The following is a 19018-nucleotide window of genomic DNA, read 5'->3' as shown; positions in this document are numbered from 1 at the left end:
CCAGGGCATGCCCTGGCTTTTTTGTTTGGTGCGAAGGGCGCGCCGCCCCCCGCGTTCAGGCCGCCTGCACCGCCGCGCGATGCCGCTGGAACAACGCGCGGGCGAACCCCGCGCTCAACAGCGGCAGCAGCACGGCCGCGGCGGCGAACAGCACGCCCGCGCCCGCCGCATCGATCACGAGCCCGCCCACCGCCACGCCGGCCGCCTGTCCCATGAACAGGCACGACGCGAACCATGCCACGGCCGTGCCGCGAGCGCTCGGCACCATTTGGGTGGCGTTGGTCTGCAGCGTGGCGTGCAACAGGTAATAGCCGAAGCCGGCCAGCACGCTCGCCACGAGGCCGAAAGCCCAGACGGGCCCGAGCCAGTATGCGAGGAACGCGATGCACAGCACCAGCCCGCCCGCCACGACCATGCCGCGTTCGCCCAGGCGCTTGACCAGACGGCCCGCCACCACGGTGTAGGCCAGCCCGCCGAAGGCGTACACAGCAACGAGCGCGCCCGCCGCGGTCAGCGAGATGCCGAAGCGATCATGCAGATAGGCGGGTGCGAAGGCCAGCGCGCCGAACACCAGCAAGCCCTCGCAAAACACCGTGAAGAGCACCACCCGCGCCCATCGCACCTGCAGCACCGTGCGCGCCTGCGCGACGAAGCCCTGCACGGCGGGCGCCTGCACGATGGCGATGCCCGCGGCGCGCTGACGCCGGACCTCACGCGTGAGCAGCAGCCCCACCATCAGATAGCCCAGCACCAGCGTGGCGAACGCCGCGCGCCAGCCGATGGTGTCGGCGAACAGCCCGCCCGCGAGCTGGCCCGCCGCCATGCCGAGGATGGTGCCCGTCAGGAAGCGCGCCAGCGTCGCCTGACGCCGTTCGTACGGCACGTTGTCGCCGATCCAGGCCATCGAGAGCGGCACGATGCCGGCCCCGGCGGCGCCGGAGAGCGCGCGGCACAGCACCAGCCAGTCGAGGCTTTGCGCGAACACGGCGCCCAGGCTGCCCAGCGCGCACGCGTAGGTCGCGATCGAGATCACCCGGTACTTGCCGAACCGGTCGCCCACCGGCCCGAAGAACATCTGCAGCACGCCATACGCCACCGCGAAGGCGGTCACGGCATGCGCCGCCTGGCCCGTGGACGTGCCGAAGTCGGCCGCCAGCTGGGGCAGCATGGGATCACAAATGCGGAAGGCGCTGGCGCTGACGAAGGCGGCCAGGGCGAGCAGCGCGATGGCGCGCGACTCTGAATACGCGGTGGTCATGGCGAAGGCGTGAGGAAGGGGACGGACGACAAGCCCGCCACCTTACACCCGGCGCCTGCGTTTGACGACTGCCTCAATAAGGCATGCGATAGCCGGGCTGCATCCGCTTGGCCGTGATCGACTGGCCATTGGACTTCATCTCGCGCAGCGCCAGCTTGGAACGGTCGACGGACTCGACGCGGTAGGCGTTGCGATAGATCGGATCATCGGCGTCGACCGGCTCGCCGTTCGATTGCGTGGTCTGCAGGGTGTAGACGCCGTTGTCGTGCGTCCAGCAGCCCGTTTCGCGCAGCGCCGGGCGCGTGCGCTTGCCCACCTTGAGCTGCGTTTCGTAACTCATCGTCCCATCGGCAGACAGGACGGTAAGCGATTGAAAGTCGCCGGCGAAGCCGCGCGGGCGCGACACCGAATACCACGTGCCGACCAACGGACTGTTGGCGGCGGCGGGTGTGCACGCGACCTTCCGGGGAGGCGCCGGCTCGGCGGGGACCGCGGCGGCCCCGGATTGTTTTTTGGTGACGCAGCCTGCCAGCGCCACACCAATGACCAGCCCCACGCCCACGGCGCGGGTCCACGACAGATACGAACGAATCATGACTTCCTCGGGACCACCCCTGCACGATCTGCCGCACGCATTTTTCGAATGCACATGCGCGGCATGCACGCACTCTAAATAGCGGCGTGAGACAAATCAATGCGCTTCTGCAGGCGGTGCATCGGCGCGGCGCAGAGTGTTGTAAATCGGCTCGGAACCCGCATGGTTACACGGTTTTCGAACCGCCCCCGTCAGTTTGGTGACAGCATTTTTCGCGCCGCGCGCGCCGATCGTGGCAGGCGTTCGCGAGCTCAGAGCGGCAGCTTCACCTCGTGTTTGATCTCGCGCAGCGCGACGATCGTGCGCGTCTGGCGGATGCCCGGCAGGTTGAACAGAAAGCGATGCATGAACCGGTCGTACGCATCGGTGTTTTCGACCAGGATGCGCAGCAGGTAATCCGAGTCGCCCGTGACCGCATAGCAGTCGACGACCTCGGGCGCGTCGCGCACCGTCCGTTCAAAGTTCTCCACGTTGGTGGCGGCGTGCCGCTCCAGGCTGATCTGCACGAACATGCAGGCGCCCAGCCCCACCTTGCTGCGATCGATCTGCGCGCCGTAGCCCTGGATCACCCCGTTGGCCTCGAGGGCCTTGACCCTGCGCCACACCGGTGCGGCCGACAGGCCCACCGATTCCGACAGCTGCTGCGCCGAGGCGCGCCCGTCGTCCTGCAGGGCCCGCAGGATGCCCAGGTCGGTCTTGTCCATGATGTCTCCTCTTATATATATGCAGACGGCGTTCAGCCAGATACGCGCCCGGAACGAAACGTTCATTTCAAATTATAGGGAATCCACGATCCGATAACGCAATAAACGCCGAGGCTTGCGCACCTATCATGACTAAAAGCCCAAGGAGCGCGCAGCATGGACGGCACCCCGGCAGTCGAACCCTCTCTCGACAGCGACTATCAACTTTCGGACAACCTCGTACGCGAGCGCGGCCGCATCTTTCTCACCGGCACCCAGGCGATCGTGCGCATGGTGCTGGCGCAGCGCCGCGCCGACCGCGCGCGCGGCCTCAACACCGCGGGCTTCGTTTCCGGCTATCGCGGCTCGCCGCTGGGTGGCGTCGACATGGCCATGTGGAAGGCACAGAAGGCGCTCGACGCCCATGACGTCACCTTCATGCCCGGCATCAACGAAGACCTCGCCGCCACGGCGGTGATGGGCACGCAGCAGGCCGGCATGCGCGAAGACCGCAAGGTCGATGGCGTCTTCGCGCTCTGGTACGGCAAGGGCCCGGGCGTGGACCGCGCCGGAGATGCCCTGCATCACGGCAACGCGGCCGGCGCCTCGCGCCACGGCGGCGTGCTGCTGGTCGTGGGCGACGATCACACCGCGGTCTCGTCCTCGATTCCGCATGCCAGCGAGACCTCGCTGATCGGCTGGCAGATTCCGATCGTTCACCCGGCCTCGATCGACGAGTACGAGACCTTTGCCTTGTGGGGCTGGGCCCTGTCGCGCTACAGCGGCAGCTGGGTCGCGCTCAAGGCCACCTCCGAATCCGTCGAAACCGGGCAGTCGTATGTGAGCGCGCCCCCGGCGCGCTTCGACATGCCCGACGATGGCGAAGCCGCCGAGCGCGAGTACAACGCGCGCGACTTCCTGTCGCTCGCCATCGAAACCCGCATGCACCGCCGCCTCGCCGCCGTGCGCGCATTCGCCCGCACCCACAGCCTGGACCGCCTGATCGCGCCCGCGCCGCAGGCGCGCGTGGGCATCGTCACCGCGGGCAAGGTCACGCTCGACACGCTCGAGGCGCTGGCGCGCCTGGGCATCGACGTGCACGCGGCGCAGTCGCCGGTGCGCGTCTACAAACCCGGCCTGGTCTGGCCCATGGATCGCGAGCGTCTGCTCGCCTTCGCCCAGGGCCTGACCCATATCCTGGTCATCGAAGAAAAAGCCGGCGTCATGGAGCCGCAGATCAAGGACATGCTGTTCAACCTGCCGGACCGGCCCACGGTGTGCGGCAAGACCGGCCTCGATGGCGAAACCCTGATCACCACCGCCGGCCAGTTGCGCCCGTCGCAGCTGGCCGCGCCGCTGGCGTCGTGGCTCGGCCGCACGCTCGGCCTGCATGCCAACGTCGACGGCGAGGCCTTCGCCTGTCCGCAGCCGCTGGCCAACGAAGCCGACGGCATGCGCCGCCGCCCCTACTTCTGCTCGGGCTGTCCGCACAGCACGTCCACCAAGGTGCCCAAGGGCAGTCAGGCGCTCTCGGGCGTTGGCTGCCATTACATGGCCGCCTGGATGGAGCGCGACACCGGCGGCCTGACCCAGATGGGCGGTGAAGGCGTGGACTGGATCGGCCTGTCGCGCTACATCGACACGCCGCATGTGTTCCAGAACATGGGCGAAGGCACCTACTACCACTCCGGATACCTGGCGATCCGCCAGGCGGTGGCGGCGGGCACCAACATCACCTACAAGATCCTCTTCAACGATGCGGTCGCGATGACCGGCGGCCAACCGGTCGACGGTCCGATTTCGGTGCCGCAGATCTGCCAGCAACTGCGCGGCGAGAACGTCGCCCGCATCGTCGTCACCAGCGACGAACCCGAGAAGTATCGCGGCGTGGACCTCGCCGGCGTGCCCGTGCACCATCGCCGCGAACTCGACGCCCTGCAGCGCGAATTGCGCGCCACGCCCGGCGTGACTGTGCTGATTCACGACCAGACCTGCGCGGCCGAGAAGCGTCGTCGCCGCAAGAAGGGCCAGTTCCCCGACCCGGCGCGCCGCATGCTGATCAATGCCGCGGTCTGCGAAGGCTGCGGCGACTGCGGCGTGCAATCCAACTGCCTGTCGGTGGTGCCGCTCGAAACGCCCTACGGCCGCAAACGCGCGATCGACCAATCCAGCTGCAATAAAGACTTCTCCTGCGCCGAGGGTTTCTGCCCGAGCTTCGTGTCGGTGATGGGCGGGTCGCTCAAGAAGAGCGCCGCCCCCAAACCCGACATGGATCGCCTGGCCGCGCGGATCGCGGCGCTGCCGTTGCCGCTGGTGCCCGAACTCGACGCTCCTTATCGCCTGCTGGTGGCGGGCATGGGCGGCACCGGCGTCATCACGATCGGTGCGCTGGTGTCGATGGCCGCGCATCTGCAGGGCCTGTCGGCCAGCGTGCTCGACCTGACCGGCCTGGCCCAGAAGGGCGGCACGGTCGTGAGCCACCTGCGGCTCGCGCCGGCGCACGCCGCGCCCGGCCCGGTGCGGCTGGACTGGCAGCAGGCCGACGCCGCCATCCTGTGCGACCCGCTCGCCGCCACCGCCCCCGACTCGCTCGGCGCGCTGGCGCACGGCCGCACCCGCGTCACGGTCAATACGTATGTCGCGCCGGTGTCCGATTTCACGCGCAACCCGGATGCACCGCTCAACGCCCCGGCGCTGCTGGCCAAGATCGAGCACGCCGCCGGCCGCGAGCAGACGGCCGCCATCGACGCGCACGCCGCGGCGCTGGCGCTGTTCGGCGACAGCATCCTCTCCAATATCTTCATGCTGGGTTACGCCTGGCAGCGCGGCGATGTCCCGCTTTCGCACGCCGCGCTCGACCGCGCGATCGAGCTCAATGGCGTGGCCGTGGCGTCGAACCGCGCGGCCTTCAATGCCGGCCGCCTGGCCGCGCACGAGCCCGAGGCGCTGGCCGGCATGCTCGCGCCCAAGGCCCAGGTCATCAAGCTGCAGGTGCCCGAGACCCTGGCCCAGGTGGTGGCGCGCCGCGAAAGCGACCTGACCGCCTACCAGAATGCCGCCTACGCCCGCGCCTACCGCGAGGTGGTCGACGCCGTCGCGGCACGCGAGCGCGAACTCGCGCCCGAGGCGCGCAGCCCGCGTCTGGCGCTGGCGGTCGCCCGCGGACTCTATAAGTTCATGGCCTACAAAGACGAATACGAGGTCGCCCGGCTGTACTCCGACCCCGCCTTCCAGGCGCAGCTCGATGCCCAGTTCGAGGGCGACTACACGCTGCGCTTCCATATGGCGCCGCCGCTGCTGGCGCGCAAGGATCCGCACACCGGCGTGCCGCGCAAAATGGCCCTGGGTCCGCGCACCCGCACGGTCCTGCGCTGGCTGGCGCACGGCAAGCGGCTGCGGGGCACCTGGGCCGATCCGTTCGGCCGCACCGCCGAGCGCCGCACCGAACGCCAGCTGATCGACGAGTACCGCGCGCTGGTCCAGCGCCTGCTCGACGGCCTGACCGCGGACAAGATCGGCGAAGCGGCTACAATCGCTGCCCTTGCTGAATCGGTCCGTGGATACGGACACGTCAAGGAAGCCGCCATCGTCCGATATCGTGAAGAATGTGCGCGCCTCCTGACGAGCTTTGAAACGCCTGGGTTTGTCGCCATCCCGGTGCGCAGAAGCGCATAAATAGCCATTCTGAGCGGTCACTAACCGGGGCGCGCCAGTGATGGCGCGCCCTGTGCATTTTGTAACAACTATATCGGGTCCCCGTCACGCGAGTGTCTTGTAGCGAACCCCCTCCCTCACTAGAATTAGTGCGGCGCGCGGGGTGGTACACTACATATAGTGGTCATTCCTAGCTGGACCCACGACCCCGCGTCGAACTTTTTCCGTCCAGCATTGCGTCCCCGCATACCGAATTCATCAGCACCCTGGCATGGCACTGGCCATGTCTTATCCATTCTTTTCGCATTCCCACAGGAGCTTCCATGCAGACTACGATCGCCTCTGTGACTCGGCCCTCCGCCGTGCCGCCCGAATCCAACGACGCCCAACCGGGCACCCCGACCGGCCAGTTCGCCAGCTACAACATCATCCGCCGCAACGGCTCGGTGGTGGGCTTCGAACCCGGCAAGATCGCCATCGCCATGACCAAGGCCTTCCTGGCCGTCAACGGCGGCCAGGGCGCTGCCTCGGCTCGCGTGCGCGAGCTCGTCGAGCAACTGACCAGCCAGGCCGTCAACGCCCTGGTGCGCAACCGCCCCGGTGGCGGCACCTTCCATATTGAAGACGTGCAGGATCAGGTCGAACTGGCCCTGATGCGCTCGGGCGAACACGACGTCGCGCGCGCCTACGTGCTCTACCGCGAAAAGCGTTCGCAAGAGCGCGCCGCCGCCGCCGAAGTGCTCGACAAGTCCGCACCGGCCGCCCAGGAACACGTGCTGTACGTCACCGACAACGGTGCCCGCCGTCCGCTCGATCTGTCCGCCCTGCGCGCCACCATCGAAGCCGCCGGCGTCGGCCTGACCGAATTCATCGACACCGAGACCATCCTGAAGGAAACGGTCAAGAACCTGTACGACGGCGTGCCGATCGACGAAGTGTTCAAGTCGGCCATTCTGTCGGCGCGCGCGCTGGTCGAAAAAGACCCGGCCTACAGCCAGGTCACCGCCCGTCTGCTGCTGCACACGGTCCGTACCGAAGTGCTGGGCGAAGAAGTGTCGCAGGCCGACATGGCCTCCCGCTACGCCGAGTACTTCCCGACCTTCATCACCCGCGGCATCGAAGGTGGCCTGCTGTCGCCCGAGCTGGCCAAGTTCGATCTGGCCCGCATCGCCGGCGCCCTGAAGGCCGAGCGCGATCTGCAATTCGGCTACCTCGGCCTGCAGACGCTGTACGACCGCTACTTCCTGCACATCCGCGGCACGCGCATCGAGCTGCCGCAGGTGTTCTTCATGCGCGTGGCCATGGGCCTGGCGCTGCGTGAAGCCGACCGCGAAGCCCGCGCCATCGAGTTCTACGAAATCCTGTCGTCGTTCGACTTCATGAGCTCGACCCCGACGCTGTTCAACTCGGGCACGCTGCATTCGCAACTGTCGTCGTGCTACCTGACCACCGTCTCCGACGACCTCGAAGGCATCTACGACGCCATCAAGGAAAACGCGCTGCTGGCCAAGTACGCCGGCGGCCTGGGCAACGACTGGACCCCGGTGCGCGCACTGCGCAGCCACATCAAGGGCACCAACGGCGAAAGCCAGGGCGTCGTGCCGTTCCTGAAGGTCGTCAACGACACCGCCGTGGCGGTGAACCAGGGCGGCAAGCGCAAGGGCGCGGTCTGCACGTACCTCGAGACGTGGCACCTGGACATCGAAGAATTCCTGGAGCTGCGCAAGAACACCGGCGACGAACGCCGCCGCACGCACGACATGAACACGGCGAACTGGATTCCCGACCTGTTCATGAAGCGCGTCATGGAAGGCGGTGAGTGGACGCTGTTCTCGCCGTCCGACTGCCCCGACCTGCACGACAAGTACGGCGCCGAATTCGAAGCGGCCTACGTGGGCTACGAAGCCCGCGTCGCCAGCGGCGAACTCAAGCTCTTCAAGAAGATGCCGGCGCTGTCGCTGTGGCGCAAGATGCTGTCGATGCTGTTCGAAACCGGCCACCCGTGGATCACGTTCAAGGATCCTTGCAACATCCGCTCGCCGCAACAGCACGTGGGCGTGGTGCACAGCTCGAACCTCTGCACCGAGATCACGCTGAACACCAACGAGAAGGAAATCGCGGTGTGCAACCTGGGTTCCGTGAACCTGGTCGCGCACATGAAGCCTTCGGCCAATGGCGGTTTCGAACTCGATCACGACAAGATCAAGCGCACCGTGAGCATCGCGATGCGCATGCTCGACAACGTCATCGACATCAACTACTACGCTGTCGAGAAGGCGCGCAACTCGAACGATCTGCATCGTCCGGTCGGCATGGGCATCATGGGCTTCCAGGATTGCCTGCACATGATGCGCGTGCCGTACGCATCGCAAGACGCGATCGAATTCGCGGATCGTTCGATGGAAGCCGTGTGCTATCACGCGTACTGGGCATCGAGCGAACTCGCGCAAGAACGCGGCCGCTACAAGTCCTACGATGGTTCGCTGTGGTCGCGTGGCATCCTGCCGCAAGACACGTTGAAGATGCTGCGTGATGCACGCGGTGGCTTCGTTGAAGTCGATGAGTCGAGCACGCTTGATTGGGATGCGTTGCGTGCGCGCATCAAAGAACACGGCATGCGCAACTCGAACAGTGTCGCTATTGCCCCAACCGCGACGATTTCCAATATCATTGGTGTATCTGCGTGCATCGAACCCACCTTCCAGAACTTGTACGTCAAATCGAATCTCTCCGGCGAGTTCACGGTCGTTAACGATTACCTCGTGCGTGACCTGAAGAAACTCGGTCTCTGGGACGAAGTCATGGTCGCCGACCTCAAGTACTTCGACGGCAGCCTGTCCCGTATCGATCGCGTACCTTCCGAACTCCGCGAACTCTACGCCACCGCGTTCGAAGTCGAACCGAGCTGGCTGGTCGAGTGCGCGTCGCGTCGCCAGAAGTGGATCGATCAAGCGCAGTCGCTGAACATCTATATGGCAGGCGCGTCGGGCAAGAAGCTCGATGACACCTACAAGCTGGCGTGGCAGCGTGGTCTCAAGACCACCTACTACCTCCGCACGATGGGTGCCACCAGCGCCGAGAAGTCCACGGGCCGCGGCGGCGAACTCAACGCCGTCAGCGCCAGCGGCCACAGCGCCGCGGCATCCGCAGCAGCAGCACCTGTTTTGCCTGAACCCGAAATCGTCGGGGCGGCGTGCACTATGCGACCGGGTGATCCCGGCTTCGAAGAGTGCGAGGCCTGCCAGTAACCGCCACCGGAGAATTCGATCATGCTTAATTGGGACAACGACAACCTCGCCACGCAACCCGCGAAATCGCCGGAGTCTTCCGGCGCGGGTAAGGGCGCGTCCGGAGACGACTCCGTGCGCGCCGCGACGGGGGTGTTCGGTGATTCGGCGCTGCCGACCCCGTCCGCGCCGTCGCACGCCGCTTCGCTCTCGACCAGCGGCGCCACCGCCGGTCGCGTGCGGGTCGCCGACAAGCGCATCATCAACGGCGAAACCGACGTCAACCAGCTGGTTCCGTTCAAGTACAAGTGGGCCTGGGAAAAATACCTGGCCACGTGCGCGAACCACTGGATGCCGCAAGAAATCAACATGTCGCGCGACATCGCCCTCTGGAAGAACCCCAACGGGCTCACCGAGGACGAGCGCCGCATCGTCAAGCGCAACCTGGGTTTCTTCGTGACCGCCGACTCGCTCGCGGCCAACAACATCGTGCTGGGCACCTATCGCCACATCACGGCGCCCGAATGCCGCCAGTTCCTGCTGCGCCAGGCATTCGAGGAAGCGATCCACACCCACGCTTATCAATACATCGTCGAAAGTCTCGACCTGGACGAAGCCGAGATCTTCAACGCCTACAACGAGGTCCCCTCGATCCGCGCCAAGGACGAGTTCCTGATCCCGTTCATCGAGGCGATTGCCGATCCGGATTTCCGCACGGGCACGCCCGAAGCGGACCAGACGCTCCTCAAGTCGCTCATCGTGTTCGCGTGCCTGATGGAAGGCCTGTTCTTCTATGTGGGCTTCACGCAGATCCTCGCGCTGGGCCGCCAGAACAAGATGACCGGCGCCGCCGAGCAGTACATGTACATCCTTCGTGATGAGTCCATGCACTGCAACTTCGGCATCGACCTGATCAACACCGTGAAGCTCGAGAACCCGCACCTTTGGACGCCGGAGTTCCGCGAAGAAATTCGTGAACTCTTCCAAAAAGCGGTCGAACTCGAATACGCTTACGCCGAAGACACGATGCCGCGCGGCGTGTTGGGCCTGAACGCACCGATGTTCAAGTCCTACCTGCGCTTCATCGCCAATCGTCGTTGCCAGCAGATCGGCATCGAACCGCTGTTCCCCCAGGAAGAAAATCCCTTCCCGTGGATGGCGGAAATGATCGACCTGAAGAAGGAACGCAACTTTTTCGAGACTCGCGTGATCGAATACCAGACCGGCGGTACGCTGAGCTGGGAATAAGACCTCTCTGTACTCGCCGCTCGCTGGCTGTTGGCCAGTCGAACGGCGAGCATGGGATGCCCCGGTCAGTGTTCGGACACGTAGGACGTAGCGGTAGGCATGTGCCTACCGTCGCCATTTGAGATGGCTCGCGCACGAGGCGAGGGCCATATCAAATGGCTGTGCTGAATTCATTAGCGCAAGCTGAAGTGCTGTCGCCTGTCAGGGACAGTGGCATGCGCCGATGAATAGCCCGGGTGTTGTCCGCCTTGTTGGCGGGTGATGACGCGGGTTTAAGTTCTGGGACCCCTGAACCTAAGGAGCATGACCATGGCAACTGCCAAGAAAGCCGCCAAGAAGGCGGTTAAGAAACCCGCAGCCAAGAAGGCGGTGGTGAAGAAGGCCGCTCCGGCCAAGAAAGCCGCAGCCAAGAAAGTCGCTGTGAAGAAGGTCGCTGCCAAGAAGCCGGCAGTGAAGAAGGTCGCCGCCAAGAAGCCGGCAGCCAAGAAGGTAGCCGCCAAGAAACCGGCCGCCAAGAAGGTCGCCGCCAAGAAGCCGGCAGCCAAGAAAGCCGTAGCCAAGAAGGCTGTTGCCAAGAAGGCTGTCGCCAAGAAGGCCGTCGCCAAGAAGGCGCCCGCCAAGAAGGCCGTAGCCAAGAAGGCTGTCGCCAAGAAGGCCGTTGCCAAGAAAGCCGTCGCCAAAAAGGCGCCTGCCAAAAAGGCCGTAGCCAAGAAGGCGGTTGCCAAGAAGGCTCCGGCCAAGAAGGCTGCTGCTGCCAAGAAGGCGCCTGCTGCTGCCAAGAAGGCTGTCGCTGCGAAGAAGCCGGCTGCCAAGAAGGCTGCTGCAAAGAAGCCTGCTGCCAAGAAGGCTGCCCCGAAGAAGCCCGCAACGCCGCCCTCCACGGCTGCTGCCCCGGGTGCCAAGACCGCGCTGAACCCCGCCGCGTCGTGGCCCTTCCCCACGGGTGGCCGTCCGTAATACGGACGCGTCTACGCGCTAGCAGTACTTCAGCCGCCTGGCCTCGCCAGGCGGCTTTTTACATTGATGCATGCGAAAATGTTCGCTTGCCCAGTCCGGTAGAGAGTCCATGCTCGCGCAAATCCTGAATTTCCTGATCGACATCCTGTTCACCCTGTTCGGCGCCGGTCTGGTGCTGCGGGCCTGGATCCATGCCGTGCGCATGCCGCCCTTCAATCCGTTGGCGCGGGCTGTCTATCAGGGCACCAACTGGCTCGTGCTGCCGCTGCGCCGCGTGATTCCTTCCGGCAACAGCATCGAATGGGCGAGCCTCTTCGCGGCCTGGCTTGCCGCCATCCTGTTTCTCGTTCTCAGCCTGCTGATCACGCTGCCGCTGCAACTGATCGGCGCGCTGTTTCCCACGCTGCTGCTGGTGGCCGTGCTTCAGGTGCTCAAGTGGGCGCTCAACCTGATCGTGTGGCTCACGCTGATCCAGGCCGTGCTGTCGTGGGTGAACCCCGCCTCGCCGTTGATGGGCCTGCTGCAGATGCTGACCGCGCCGCTGCTGGACCCGGTACGCCGCGTCCTGCCCCGCACCGCCATCGACTTCTCGCCGCTGGTCGTGCTCATCCTCGCGCAGGTGCTGATGATGGTCGTCACCAATCTCAGCTATCGCGCCATGGCGATCGGCCCGTTCTGATCTCGGCTTCGCGGCCATGAAAAAACCCGCGTCCAGAAGGACGCGGGTTTGCTCGCATGGAGCTGGCGCTAAACCAACTCCGCAGTGGGGCCCATCCGACTGCGCGCGATGCCCGAAAAAACGGTAATTCAGCCTGCCATCAGAGCGGCGTGACGCGCGTGGGGCCCGCGCCGCTGACGACCTGCACGCGCTGGCCCACACTGACCGGCACGTCGGCTTCCTGAGCCACGACACGGGTTTCGCCGTTGTCGAGGCGCACGGTGATTTCATAGCCCGAGCTGCGGCCGACCTGGTTTTCGACGGCATTGCCGGCGAGCGCACCCAGGATCACACCACCGACGGTGGCAATGGTACGGCCAGTGCCGCCACCGATTGCATTGCCCGCGACGCCACCCAGCGCGCCACCGGCGAGCATGCCGCCGCCGCTGGACTTGTCGTTCTGGATGGTGATCGGGCGCACGCCCGTGACGGTACCGGTACGCACGATCTGCTCACGCTGCGCCTGGCCATACGAATAGGTATTGGCGGAGGCACTGGGATTCGCGCAGCCCGAAAGCACCGCCACCGAGGTGACGACGGCAGCGACTGCCAGCCAGCGGCCGGCGCGCGGAACCGAAGCAGAGGGGGTAAGGGTATTGTTCATGAAGACTCCTCGATCGGAACACTACGACACTAATTGGATGATACTCCCGGCCCAACGCCGGAAACTTCCTGCCGGGAAACAGGGTGAAACCAAGGTGGGCCAGTGTGTAACCACACGGTACGGCGCCCTGCGTAGCGGCCCTGTCGGGGCTATCTCATCATTAGAGGCGACATGCAGGCGGGAGGTTCCCGCTCGCATGCGCCGCGTCGCACCGTGAGGTTCGACACGCCTCGCAGCCCGCGTGCCCGGCCCTCGCCCGGCACGCGCGGCATGCGATCAGCCGAGGCGCAGACCGTAGACCGCGTGCAGACGCGCGTCGATGTCGGCGCGGCTGGGCGCGTGATTCTGCGGACCGCGCGAGGCGATCTTGATCGCGCCCATCAGGTTGCCCAGACGGCAGCTGTCGGCCCAGCTCCAGCCCGAGGTCAGCCCGTAAAGCAGGCCGCCACGGTGGGCATCGCCGCAACCCGTCGGGTCGACCACTTCGTCGGCCGTGACCGGCTCGATCTCGATGCTCTGGCCTTCGGTGATCAGCGTGGCGCCCTGCGCGCCGCGCGTGATGACCACGGCCTTCAGCGTCTTGGCGATGTCCTGCATGCTGCGGCCGGTGCGCTCTTCGACCACGCCGGCTTCGTAATCGTTGACCGTCATGGCCTGCGCGAGGCCGAGCATGCGCTCGATGTCTTCGCTGTTGAAGAGGGGCATGGCCTGGCCCAGATCGAAGATGAACGGGATGCCGCGCGCGTTCAGTGCCTCGGCGTGCGCGAACATGCCTTCTTTCGAGTCGGGCGCGACGATGGCCCATTCGGCCTGCGCCTGCGACAGGTCGTTTTGCGACGAGAACGACATCGCGCCGGGGTGGAAGGCGGCGATCTGGTTGTCGTCGAGGTCGGTGGTGATGAAGCACTGCGCGGTCAGCGTGCCCGGCACGGTGCGCACGTAGGTGCTGTCGATCTGTTGCGCAGCCAGCCGTTCGAAGTATTCGCCGGCATCTTCCCCCACGGTGGCCACGGGCAGCGGCTGGCCGCCCAGCAGCTTGAGGTTGTAGGCGATGTTGCCCGCGCATCCGCCGTACTCCTTGCGCATGGTCGGCACCAGGAACGACACGCTCAGCGACTGAATGCGGTTGGGCAGGATGTGTTCTTTGAAGTGGCCTTCGAACACGGCGATCATGTCGAACGCCATCGAACCGCAAATCAAAACAGGGGCCGTCATGCTGGATCCTTAAGTGTGAATCAGGGGAAGAATTTGTCGAGCTGATAGCCGTTGACCTGCAGCCCCGTGACCTCCACGGGCACCGAGATCTGCGCTTCGCCGGCGGCCGCGAAAGGCCCGCCCGCCTGTTGCGGCGCGAGGTAATCGCGCGGCAACAACACCTTGCGCGCCACCACCGTATCCGACATGTCCGTGAGCTGCAGCACGAGCGCGGGCCAGGGCTGCGGTTTGTCGAAGCGGTTGCGCAGCGTCACGTTGAGCACCAGGCGGCTGCGGCCGTCTTCGGACGCGCCGGCCGCGCCGCTGGGCGGCTGCAGCGACGACGCGGAGATCGCGATGCGCTCGATGCGCCGCGCGTAGCCCACCGTGCAATCGAGCGGCTTGCAGGCGAGCTCGAGCACCGGACGCAGCGCCGGTACGCTGGTCGCGATGGGCGTGCGATAGACGTAGAGCAATTGCAGCAGCAAGGCGATGACGCCGAGCAGGCACAACAGCCCCCAGATGCGCCGGCCCGCGCGGCGCGATTCCACGCGATCGTCGTCGAGGAATTCGGGCGGCGTACGGCCACTGTCGGTGCTGCTCGAATAACGCGTGCGGGCCTCGCCGAGCACGGGCTCGGCGGCATGCGCATCGAGATCGTCGTCGTCGAGCTCGGCCTCGGCGGTGGCGGCAACGGGCTCGGCGCGCGCAGCGGCGCGGCTGGTGGCAGGCCGGCCGAGCGCAGCCGAGTCGGAATAAACGGGCGTCAGCCGCGCGCGGCCGCCATCGGCCGACAGACCCGGTTCGCGCGGCGCATCGCCCAGACGCGGTTCATCGCGCCCGACGCCAGGCCGGCGCGGGCCGCGGATCACGGCCGGCGCGTCGTCGCTCAGCGAGGGCTCGTCGTCCCAGGGTGGCACGGCGGCGGCGCCGAGGCGAGGCTCGCGCTCGTCGCGTTCGGCCCGCATCAGGGCGTCGGCCGCCAGGGGCGTCGACACATACGGCGCGGACGACGCCGCGGGCGCGTCGGCCTCGTCGTCGTCGAACGCGTCGTCCGCTTGCGGCTCGACCGTGTCGCGGCGCATGTCGGCGCGACCGCGCAGGACGGCCGGCGGCACCGGGGGCAGCGGCTGCGGCGCCACCGGCGTGGGCGCCGCGGCATGGGAATAAACGGGTTCGGCGGGCGACACGGCGGCCGGCGCCGGTTCGGTGGCGCGCGGACTCGCGGCCGGGGCGAACGACGGCGCCGCGGGCGTGGGCGGCGCCGCATCGGCGGGCTGCGTCAGCGTGGGCACCACCGGCTCGGCCGGTTGCACCAGGCAGGCGCGGCCGTCGAAAACGGTCTGGCAGGCGCCGCAGCGCACCAGCCCATTGCGGATCCGCAGTTGGTCAGCCACGACCTTGAAGGAGGCGCCGCAATGCGGACAACGTGTCACCAAGGCCATGTGCTGCCCCGCCTCGTCGTCAGGCCTTGCGGCCGCTCAGGCAGACCCAGCCGTCGCGCGCGCGCCAGACCGACAGGGCGATCCAGGGCGCATACGCGGCGGCCACTTCTTCGGCCTGACGCTCGAGCACGCCCGACAACACCAGTGCCCCGCCGGGCGCCACGCGTCCGGCCAGCATCGGCGCGAGCACCTTGAGCGGGTTGGAAAGAATATTGGCGACCACCACGTCAAAGGTGCCGTCGGACAAGCCCTCGGGCAGCATCGCGGTGAGTTCGACCTGATTGGTGCGGGCGTTGTCTTCGGAAGCCTGCACGGCCTGCGGATCGATGTCGACCGCCAGCGTCTCGCCGGCGCCGAGCTTGCGCGCGGCGATGGCCAGGATGCCCGAACCGCAACCGTAGTCGAGCACGTTCGCGCCCTGGGGCAGCTCGGCTTCGAGCCAGGCCAGGCAGAGATGGGTCGTGGGATGGCTGCCGGTGCCGAAGGCGAGACCGGGGTCGAGCTCGATATGGATCGAGGCCTCGGGCGTGGCGGCGATGGCCTCGGCCACGCCCGGATCGTCGCGATGCCAGCTGGGCACGATCCACAGCCGCTCGGAAATCTGGATGGGGCCGAACTGGGATTGCGTCAGGCGCACCCAGTCGGCGTCGGGCACGTCGCGCAGCGTCCAGCCCTCGAAGAGCGCGGGATCCAGCCCGGCCTCGACGGCGGCTTGCGCCAGCAACTGAGCGGGGTCGGCGCCATCGGGCAGCAGCGCCACGACGCGGTTGTGGTCCCAGGCCTGGACTTCCGGCTCGGTGCCCGGCTCGCCGAACAAGGGGCGCTCTTCTTCGGTACCGAAATCGGCGTCTTCGACGGAGACGGAGAGCACGCCGGCCTCGAGCAGCGCATCGGACAGCGCTTCGGCCTGCGCCTCGCGGCAATGAAGGACGAGTTCACGCATGTGATGAGTTCCATGGGTGGAGCGCCCTTGCGGGGCGACCCACCTAATATAGCGAAGCAAAAAACGGGGGGCCAGAGGCCCCCCGATTCAGGCTGGTCAGGGACGCTGAGCCAACTTGTGTTCGAGGTAGTGGATGCTGGTGCCGCCTTCGATGAAGCGGGCATCCGTCAACAGCTCGCGATGCAGCGGGATGTTGGTCTGAATTCCCTCGACGACCATTTCGGACAGGGCCGTGCGCATGCGCGCCAGGGCCTGGTCACGCGTGTCGCCATACGTGATGACCTTGGCGATCATCGAATCGTAGTTGGGCGGCACGAAATAGCCATTGAACACGTGCGAATCGATACGCACGCCCGGACCACCGGCGACGTGCCAGTTGGTGATGCGGCCGGGGCTGGGCACGAAACGGAACGGATCTTCGGCGTTGATGCGGCACTCGATCGCGTGACCCTTGAACTGGATGTCGCGCTGGCGCAGCGTGAACTTTTCGCCGGCGGCGATCAGGATCTGCTGCTGAACCAGATCGATGCCCGTGATCAGTTCGGTGACCGGGTGCTCGACCTGAATACGGGTGTTCATTTCGATGAAATAGAACTCGCCGTTTTCGTACAGGAACTCGAACGTGCCGGCACCGCGGTAGCCCATCTTGCGGCAGGCGTCGGCGCAACGATCACCGATGCGCTCGATCAGACGACGGGCGATGCCCGGCGCCGGCGCTTCTTCGATGACCTTCTGGTGGCGACGCTGCATCGAGCAGTCGCGCTCGCCCAGCCAGACGGCGTTGCGGCCGCCATCGGCCAGCACCTGAATCTCCACATGGCGCGGGTTCTCGAGGAACTTCTCCATATAGACTTCAGGGTTGTTGAACGCGGCGCCCGCCTCGGAACGCGTCATCGTGACGGCGTTCAGCAGCGCGGCTTCGGTGTAGACCACGCGCATGCCGCGGCCACCACCGCCACCGGCGGCCTTGATGATGACCGGGTAGCCCACCTCGCGCGCGATGCGCACGATTTCCTGGGGATCATCGGGCAGCGCGCCTTCAGAACCGGGCACCACCGGCACACCTGCTTCGATCATGGCGTGCTTGGCGCTGACCTTGTCGCCCATCAGGCGAATGGTGTCGGGGCGCGGGCCGATGAACACGAAGCCGCTCTTCTCGACGCGGTCGGCGAAGTCGGCGTTTTCGGAAAGAAAACCGTAACCCGGGTGGATCGCCTCGGAGTCCGTCACTTCGGCGGCCGAGATGATGGCCGGCATGTTCAGGTAGCTCTCGCGCGACGGCGCCGGTCCGATGCAGACGGACTCGTCGGCCAGACGGACGTACTTGGCGTCGCGATCGGCCTCGGAGTGCACCACCACGGTCTTGATACCCAGCTCGCGGCAGGCGCGCTGGATGCGCAGAGCGATCTCGCCGCGATTGGCGATCAGGATTTTTTCAAACATTTTGCGCTATCAGCCAATGACGAACAGCGGTTGACCGTACTCGACGGGCTCGCCGTTTTCGACCAGGATTTCTTTGATCACACCGGACTTGTCGGCTTCGATTTCGTTGAGCAGCTTCATCGCTTCGATGATGCACAGCGGATCGCCTTCCTTGACGGATTGGCCGACTTCGATGAACGGTGCGGCGCCCGGATTGGGCGAGCGGTAGAACGTGCCGACCATCGGGGCCTTGACCACGTGGCCCTGGATCACCGGAGCGGCGGGCTCGGCGGCGGCAGGCGCGGCGGCCGGCGTGGCGACGACGGCGGGCGCTTCGGGAGCCTGGTAGGCGACCGGCTGAAGGGCCTGGGAGAACTTGACGATGCGAACCTTGCCTTCGCCTTCGGTGATTTCGAGCTCGGCAATGCCCGATTCAGCCACCAGGTCGATCAGGGTCTTGAGTTTTCGGAGGTCCATAGAAGCTGCTTCCCGATTGAGTTTGACGGCGCCCGTGTCTATCGCGGGTCGCGCCGTATATTTAGGATGTGAATCTTGATCCGGGTGAGAGTCAGTGCCGCGCCGCGTAGCGCAGGGCTGCCTCATAGCCATCCGCGCCGAGTCCGGAGATCAGGCCGATGGCCAGGTCGGACAGGTACGAGTGATGCCGGAACGGCTCGCGCTTGTACAGGTTGGACAAATGTACTTCAATAAATGGGATCGCCACCCCGGCCAACGCGTCGCGCACCGCCACACTGGTATGCGTGTAAGCCGCCGCGTTGATGATGATGAAGTCGGTGCCGTCCTGGGCGGCCGCCTGAATGCGGTCCACCAGCGCCCCTTCGTGATTGCTTTGCCACGCCGCCAGGGTCACGCCCAATTGCGCCGCCAGGGCTTCGAGCCCCTCGTTGATCTGCACCATCGTGAGGCTGCCGTAGATATGAGGTTCGCGAGTCCCGAGCAGATTCAGATTGGGGCCATGCAATACCAGTATGCGTTGTGCCATGAGCTTGCCATATGCTGGCAAAACAATCGATAAGGCGACTTTTTACGCCAATTCCGGTTATTTGTCC

General features: G+C 65.9%; 15 protein-coding genes. 5 read left to right on the top strand and 10 right to left on the bottom strand.

Annotated elements, in window-relative coordinates; translation table 11 throughout:
* Nucleotides 1-55: 55 nt before the first annotated feature.
* The 3 genes from CAL25_RS03815 to CAL25_RS03805 all read right to left on the bottom strand — a co-directional run bounded on the left by CAL25_RS03815 (nucleotide 56) and on the right by CAL25_RS03805 (nucleotide 2557).
* Entirely contained in the window at nucleotides 56-1258 is a 1203-nt protein-coding gene (locus tag CAL25_RS03815) for an MFS transporter (protein ID WP_094798584.1), read from the bottom strand.
* A gap of 73 nt (nucleotides 1259-1331) precedes the next feature.
* Nucleotides 1332-1853, bottom strand: a complete 522-nt coding sequence (locus CAL25_RS03810) for a hypothetical protein (RefSeq protein WP_094798583.1) — start codon at nucleotides 1851-1853, stop codon at nucleotides 1332-1334.
* Nucleotides 1854-2104: 251 nt separating this feature from the next.
* Nucleotides 2105-2557 (bottom strand): Lrp/AsnC family transcriptional regulator, encoded by a 453-nt coding sequence (locus CAL25_RS03805; protein WP_094798582.1) that lies wholly within the window; start codon nucleotides 2555-2557, stop codon nucleotides 2105-2107.
* A gap of 156 nt (nucleotides 2558-2713) precedes the next feature.
* Between CAL25_RS03805 and CAL25_RS03800 the strand changes: the two genes are divergently transcribed.
* The 5 genes from CAL25_RS03800 to CAL25_RS03780 all read left to right on the top strand — a co-directional run bounded on the left by CAL25_RS03800 (nucleotide 2714) and on the right by CAL25_RS03780 (nucleotide 12301).
* Nucleotides 2714-6211 (top strand): indolepyruvate ferredoxin oxidoreductase family protein, encoded by a 3498-nt coding sequence (locus CAL25_RS03800; protein WP_094798581.1) that lies wholly within the window; start codon nucleotides 2714-2716, stop codon nucleotides 6209-6211.
* A gap of 302 nt (nucleotides 6212-6513) precedes the next feature.
* A complete protein-coding gene (locus tag CAL25_RS03795) occupies nucleotides 6514-9438 on the top strand; it encodes a ribonucleoside-diphosphate reductase subunit alpha (RefSeq protein WP_094798580.1) in 2925 nt (974 codons plus the stop codon).
* 21 nt (nucleotides 9439-9459) lie between these two features.
* Nucleotides 9460-10665: a ribonucleotide-diphosphate reductase subunit beta gene (locus CAL25_RS03790; protein ID WP_094798579.1), complete on the top strand. Its 1206-nt coding sequence runs from the start codon at nucleotides 9460-9462 to the stop codon at nucleotides 10663-10665.
* Nucleotides 10666-10974: 309 nt separating this feature from the next.
* A complete protein-coding gene (locus tag CAL25_RS03785; RefSeq protein WP_094798578.1) occupies nucleotides 10975-11622 on the top strand; it encodes a histone H1-like repetitive region-containing protein in 648 nt (215 codons plus the stop codon).
* Nucleotides 11623-11731: 109 nt separating this feature from the next.
* Nucleotides 11732-12301 (top strand): YggT family protein, encoded by a 570-nt coding sequence (locus CAL25_RS03780; protein ID WP_094798577.1) that lies wholly within the window; start codon nucleotides 11732-11734, stop codon nucleotides 12299-12301.
* Between the two features lie 139 nt (nucleotides 12302-12440).
* On the opposite strand, the gene CAL25_RS03775 is transcribed toward CAL25_RS03780, so the two are convergent.
* The 7 genes from CAL25_RS03775 to aroQ all read right to left on the bottom strand — a co-directional run bounded on the left by CAL25_RS03775 (nucleotide 12441) and on the right by aroQ (nucleotide 18951).
* Complete coding sequence (locus tag CAL25_RS03775) at nucleotides 12441-12944, bottom strand: glycine zipper 2TM domain-containing protein (RefSeq protein WP_094798576.1); 504 nt, start codon at nucleotides 12942-12944, stop codon at nucleotides 12441-12443.
* 276 nt (nucleotides 12945-13220) lie between these two features.
* Entirely contained in the window at nucleotides 13221-14159 is a 939-nt protein-coding gene (locus CAL25_RS03770) for a carbohydrate kinase family protein (RefSeq protein WP_094798575.1), read from the bottom strand.
* A gap of 20 nt (nucleotides 14160-14179) precedes the next feature.
* Nucleotides 14180-15583, bottom strand: coding sequence for a DUF3426 domain-containing protein (locus CAL25_RS03765; RefSeq protein ID WP_094798574.1), 1404 nt, complete (start codon nucleotides 15581-15583; stop codon nucleotides 14180-14182).
* 19 nt (nucleotides 15584-15602) lie between these two features.
* Entirely contained in the window at nucleotides 15603-16526 is a 924-nt protein-coding gene (prmA, locus tag CAL25_RS03760; RefSeq protein WP_094798573.1) for a 50S ribosomal protein L11 methyltransferase, read from the bottom strand.
* Nucleotides 16527-16622: 96 nt separating this feature from the next.
* Nucleotides 16623-17969, bottom strand: a complete 1347-nt coding sequence (accC, locus tag CAL25_RS03755) for an acetyl-CoA carboxylase biotin carboxylase subunit (RefSeq protein WP_094798572.1) — start codon at nucleotides 17967-17969, stop codon at nucleotides 16623-16625.
* A 9-nt stretch (nucleotides 17970-17978) separates the two neighbouring features.
* The gene (gene accB / locus CAL25_RS03750) at nucleotides 17979-18425 is read right to left on the bottom strand and encodes an acetyl-CoA carboxylase biotin carboxyl carrier protein (RefSeq protein WP_094798571.1); all 447 of its coding nucleotides are present in this window, start codon (nucleotides 18423-18425) and stop codon (nucleotides 17979-17981) included.
* A gap of 91 nt (nucleotides 18426-18516) precedes the next feature.
* Nucleotides 18517-18951, bottom strand: a complete 435-nt coding sequence (gene aroQ / locus CAL25_RS03745) for a type II 3-dehydroquinate dehydratase (protein ID WP_094798570.1) — start codon at nucleotides 18949-18951, stop codon at nucleotides 18517-18519.
* Between the last annotated feature and the right edge of the window lie 67 nt (nucleotides 18952-19018).

It is taken from the genome of Bordetella genomosp. 5 (assembly GCF_002261315.1).
In the GTDB taxonomy this organism is placed as follows: domain Bacteria; phylum Pseudomonadota; class Gammaproteobacteria; order Burkholderiales; family Burkholderiaceae_B; genus Bordetella.
This window is presented reverse-complemented; position numbering and strand designations above follow the sequence as displayed.